Source organism: Mesorhizobium sp. M7A.F.Ca.CA.004.06.1.1, assembly GCF_003999135.1.
Lineage (GTDB): Bacteria > Pseudomonadota > Alphaproteobacteria > Rhizobiales > Rhizobiaceae > Mesorhizobium.
This window is the reverse complement of sequence record NZ_RZPQ01000430.1, coordinates 1-5,023: the sequence shown is the minus strand read 5'-3', so window position 1 is coordinate 5,023 and position 5,023 is coordinate 1. Positions and strand designations below refer to the sequence as shown.

Genomic DNA, 5,023 nt, shown 5'->3' with positions numbered 1-5,023 from the left:
ATCCCAGGATAGGGGCGAGCAAGCTTGGCTATGAGATTGGACGCGAGATTGGTGGGAGAAGGAGAATTCTTTCGCGAAGAAAAAACCAGCACGAATTCATCCCCACCGATGCGGGCGAGCGTTGAGCCCTCCGGTGCTTCTTCCTCTATTCGGCGGGCGATCCTGGCAAGCAGCTCGTCACCCGTTCTGTGACCGTAGGTATCGTTGACAGATTTGAACCCGTCCAGATCAATCAGCATGGCCACAAAGGGTCCATCGGTGTTCTCAAACTGATCGATTGCATGTTCGAGGCCCCGCCTGTTGAGGAGCGCGGTAAGATGGTCCTCCCTGGAATTGCGCTCCATTTCCGCGGCAAGCCGCTCGGCTTGATGTCTCAGGCGGCTCGCGTCACGGAAGCGCGCTTGTCCAACGAACGAGGATCGAACCAGGCCGCCCTCGAAAAGCAGGACGGCAAAAGCCAGAATGTAGTTTTCCGGGGCTCCCTTCGTCAGCAAACATGCGGCGGCAATGAGGAGTGGCGGTGTGATGAAGCATATCGCTGCCGCAGCATATGAGCTGCCGTACGTGACCGCGCCAGCTGAAATGCCCGCCAGAATTATTAGATGCAGCGATGCTTGAGACGTCGTGTATCCAGCCGTTAGGACGGCAAGGAATGACCAGGTGAATCCCGCCAGAAGAGCAAGCCTGCCAAACCAGCGAAGCCGCAGCCAAACCCGTGTCAGATCATCCTGGACTCCGGGTTCCTTCAGCTGATGACGGGCGAGTGCAAGGCGGGCGGCATTTATCGCATTAACGACCGAAAACCAGGCCGCGCCAGCAAGACCGTTCCCGGAAAGGGCCTGCACGGTCAAAATCAGCCCGGACAGCACAATGCTTATCGGCATTGAGACGAAAAGGCCTGCCCTCAGATCAGCGAGCTGGTCCTGAAGGATTCTCGCCTCCAGCGGATCTTCTTTTTCCAAGGCTGGACGGGTCAGCTTGCTTACTCCTGCTTGTCCGCAGCCTATGCAGCCCCCCTGAAGGACGGGTTAATTCTTCAATCGGAGATCAGCGTCGGGGAGCAGGATTACTCCGGTGCATCATGCACTCTCTCCCATCGCTCGCCCAGCACGCGCAAAAATGCGACTGCTGGTGCAGTATCACCGCTGGAGCTCCGCCGAAATCCCATGCCGGACAAGGGGAACATGTTGGGCAAAGCGAAGCCCCAGATGCCTTGCAAGCCGTGCCGCCAGGTGGTCTCTGGAGTAGAGTCCAACCAATATGTTCGTTGCATGGTAGAGCGGCGCCGCCGACAGGCGCAGCCGCCTTTCGTATATATGCAGCATGTCGGGGTCGCCAACATTGCGGCCGTCGCGGCACGCAGTCATGATTCCACGGGCGAGTTGCTTCTGGCTGCTGAGACCGATGTTGAACCCGTGAGCGGTCACCGGGTGCATGCCGATGGCAGCGTCGCCGATGAGTGCGGCGCTCGGCGCCCGGAATTTGTGCGCCCAGGTCGTGACCAGCGGATAGGTGTGGCGCTTGCTTGCCAAGGTCATTTTTCCAAGGCGCCCTCGACACCGTTTCGTCAACTCCGACAGGAACAAATCATCATCGAAGGCAAGCAGTCTATAGGCCTCGTTTGAGCGCAATGTGAGCAGCAGCGACGACATGCCCTCCGCTAGGGGCAATATCGCTATCGTCTGATGGTGATCGAACCATTCGATGGCGATCTGGTGGTGGGCGCGCTCGTGCCTCACTCGGCAAATCAGCATCGAGTGGCCAAGCCGGTTGATATCGGCGCCGATGCCTAGCAGATCACGCGTGGCGGACAAACGCGAATCCGCGGCAACAACCAGCCGAGCAGTTAAACGCGCGCCATTAGAGAGCGTTACGACTGCTCCTTCTTGGCTGTTTGTTGCATCGACGACCGAGTGGCCGCACAACAGCCGGGCGCGATCCTGCAAGCGGACGATTTTGAACAGCGCCTCGCGGATCCGGCAATTTGGAACCAAAACCCCCAGCGGTTCTCCAGAGTTGCTGGGAGGATCGAAACGAAGAGCGAATGCGCTCGAGCCGTTGAGCACGCGCGCGCCTTGAAGTGCTGATTTGTCCGAAGCCGGAATGACATCCCAGGCGCCGAGCTCGCGAAGGGTTCTGATCGAAGCGTTGGTCAGCGCGATTTCGCGACCATCGAAAGCCGGATTCGCCAGACTATCGAATGTGTTCTGTTCAACAACTGCCACCTTGAGTTCGCTTTGGGCAAGCGACGCAGCGAACGAAAGGCCGACCGGGCCGGCTCCAACGACAACGATGTCAAAATTATCGTCAGAGCCCATCAGCGTGCCGCCATCCGGTCGCCTATCCTCGTGTAACGGTGAAACTGAGCCGAGTGACATGAGCTCCGTGCCCGCCGCATTGCCTAAAGGCGCTGGGCCGGGAGATTCGCATCGATCGGCAACGAAGCACTCAAAGCGCTCAGAGGTGGATGCGGCTAACCGATCCCGCCCTTTCGCCGCGCAGCCGCGCAGATCGCCGCCAGCAAGCGAGACACTCGCGACGCTGGTCAGCGACGGCCGCGCCGCATCGATCGCCACATTCCACCTGGAACCCTTGCGCATACTACTCACGCTCCACGACGTCGAAGCGGGCTCTCTTGCGAGGGTGAGGGTATCGAACGTAGCGCTCTCTCTCGTCATCCCAGCCAAGGTAGCGGAAACTTTTATCCACGACCGCGCATATCTCATCAAGAACCTGCTGCATGGCTTCGATGTCGATGTCCTTGCAATTCAGTCGCCGATAGAGCAAAGCCCACGCGGCGACATAGTCGTCGAAATAGCGCGCGTCACTCGAACCAATGATCAACTTCGGACGGTTGATCGATCTCGAAAACGCACGTCCCAACCCCGATGATGCTCCGCAGCACGTTGACATCACGAGGATCTTCGGCGCTGGATGCGAGCCCTGGAACATTTTTACGAAGTCAGCCCAAAGAAGGCCACTTCGCCCACTGGACGAAGCGATCCCGTCACCATTGCCGTGCCCGGCGATGTGAAGCACGTCGCACTCCGCCTCCATCGCTCGTACTACAGCCTCACCAAATTTCGTTCGGTTCAACGCCATGTGGAGCTCCGCGCGGATGTTGACAGCCTTTAACAAGTGCTGCACGATCGGTCCCTCTTGCCTGTCGGCGAAGTAGTCATTTGCATTGTGGCAGTCGATGATGTGTACGGTGTTCATGGTACTCCAGCCGCTTGTTCGTTCATCGTCGTGACGAGCGGACACCACGCGCGCGGAACCGCGTGACGTGCGCTGGGTTCCGGTACCGTCGCATAGCCTCAAGGCGCGGGCCGGGAATCGGGATGGATCGGCAACGACGCACACAACCCATCAAAGGCGAAAGCTGTTGATCGGCCCCCCTGTCCGCGCAGCCACGCGGATGGTCAGCCAGCAAGCGAGATACACACGACGCCGGTCAGCTAATGGCTGCGCCGTAAGCACAAGGCATGGCCGACCACACGACAGAAAACCCAGAACCGTGAAGGTGCTGATAATGACGACCAATCTTTCCGTAAGTCATGCATTTCTCCGTCGAAGACTGGTCAATAGACCACACCGATGAGTATGACCCTGATCTGGATCAGCCAGACATGACCAATCGGCACTGGCGGTTCACGGTCAGGTGATCGACCGTGACGTTCCACTTTGGAACCCGTGCGCACATTGCCAAGCTCTCGTCCGGCCACGCGAGGTACTCTCGTGGCATCAGCCGCCTCATACTGGGTGCAATGGTAGGCAGTCCTTCGCACGACAGAGGCTTTTCACAAATGTAGTGTGCAGCTTAGGTCAAGATGGTCATGGAGCATGGAGCATGGAGCATGGACAGCTTGTTCCCGACCGAGCCGGCTCGACTGACGAGCGCGATCCGCGCATCTTATGCACAGCGGATTGAAATCAGCGTTCCGGTTTGTCGTCCCGATCAATTAGTATCCGCTCGGCGGCTCCGTCGAGATCTTCGTATTGACCGCTTCGCAATGCCCAGACGAAGCCGGACACACCCAGTGCACCCAGAAAAAGGGCCACTGGTATGAGATAGAGCAACGTCGTCACGAGGATTATGCCGAATAGCTGACTGCGGAGCGTCCGACTTTTTGAATAACTTGCAGCGTCGCATTCGCCCCGAAGCCGTGCAAGCGCAATGCGTTTCCAATAACAAGCACCGATGAGGCAGACATGGCAATCGCCGCTAACAAAGGCGTGGCGTGGCCCAGGATGGCGATCGGCACGGCGACGGCATTGTAGACGATCGCAATCGCGATGTTCTGGCGGATCAGGTGTCCCGCCTTGCGCGAGACGTCCAGCGCGAGAGGCACTGCCAGAAGGCTTTCGCGCAGGAATACGAAGTCGGCGGCATTGCGGCCAATGTCGGCGGCGGTGGCCGGAGCGATCGAGACATGCGCCGCGCTCAGCGCCGGCGTGTCGTTGAGGCCGTCGCCAACCATCAGAACCTTGTGTCCGTCTTTCGCCAGGGTCTCGATGCGCTCGACCTTGCCCGACGGCAGCAGGCACGGAACGAAGTCGTCGACACCCAGCATTCTTGCAACTTCGCCGCAGGCACCTGCGGTATCGCCCGACAGCATTTGCATCGACACCCCAGTATCGTTCAATCGCTTGATCGCCGCCGCCGCGTCGGCGCGCAGCGCATCCTCGAAATCGAAGGTCGCGACAATGAACCCGTCTTTTGTCAGCACCGTTCCGCCATAGCCATGGTTGCCTTCACCACCGGTCCGGGCCTTCCATCCAGCCCATCCGCGTCGACCCAGCCGCCAGATGCTTCCGGCGACAGTGGCTTCGATCCCGAACCCCGGATGCTCTGTGACGGCATCGAATTTGTGTTGCCCGCCAGGAGCGGCAAAGCCGGTTATGGCCTTTGAAAACGGGTGACGCGAGTGCGCGGCCATGTCTGCCGCGATTGCCAGCATGGCCGGATCGATCGACGATGCATTGAGGAGCCGGGGTTGTCCGAGCGTGAGCGTTCCGGTCT

5 protein-coding genes are annotated in these 5,023 nt (G+C 59.2%); all 5 read right to left on the bottom strand.

Features of this window, described 5'->3' with window-relative positions:
- On the bottom strand, positions 1-962 hold a 962-nt coding region (locus tag EN906_RS22545; RefSeq protein ID WP_164777289.1), incomplete at its 3' end, for a GGDEF domain-containing protein.
- A 177-nt stretch (positions 963-1,139) separates the two neighbouring features.
- Positions 1,140-2,321, bottom strand: a complete 1,182-nt coding sequence (gene ubiM, locus EN906_RS22540) for a 5-demethoxyubiquinol-8 5-hydroxylase UbiM (protein WP_024502870.1) — start codon at positions 2,319-2,321, stop codon at positions 1,140-1,142.
- 280 nt (positions 2,322-2,601) lie between these two features.
- Positions 2,602-3,219, bottom strand: a complete 618-nt coding sequence (locus tag EN906_RS22535; protein ID WP_024502869.1) for a hypothetical protein — start codon at positions 3,217-3,219, stop codon at positions 2,602-2,604.
- Between the two features lie 714 nt (positions 3,220-3,933).
- Positions 3,934-4,089 (bottom strand): cbb3-type cytochrome oxidase assembly protein CcoS, encoded by a 156-nt coding sequence (ccoS, locus tag EN906_RS22530; RefSeq protein WP_081714250.1) that lies wholly within the window; start codon positions 4,087-4,089, stop codon positions 3,934-3,936.
- Between the two features lie 5 nt (positions 4,090-4,094).
- A partial coding sequence (locus EN906_RS22525; RefSeq protein ID WP_127375384.1) for an HAD-IC family P-type ATPase occupies positions 4,095-5,023 on the bottom strand: 929 nt, incomplete at its 5' end.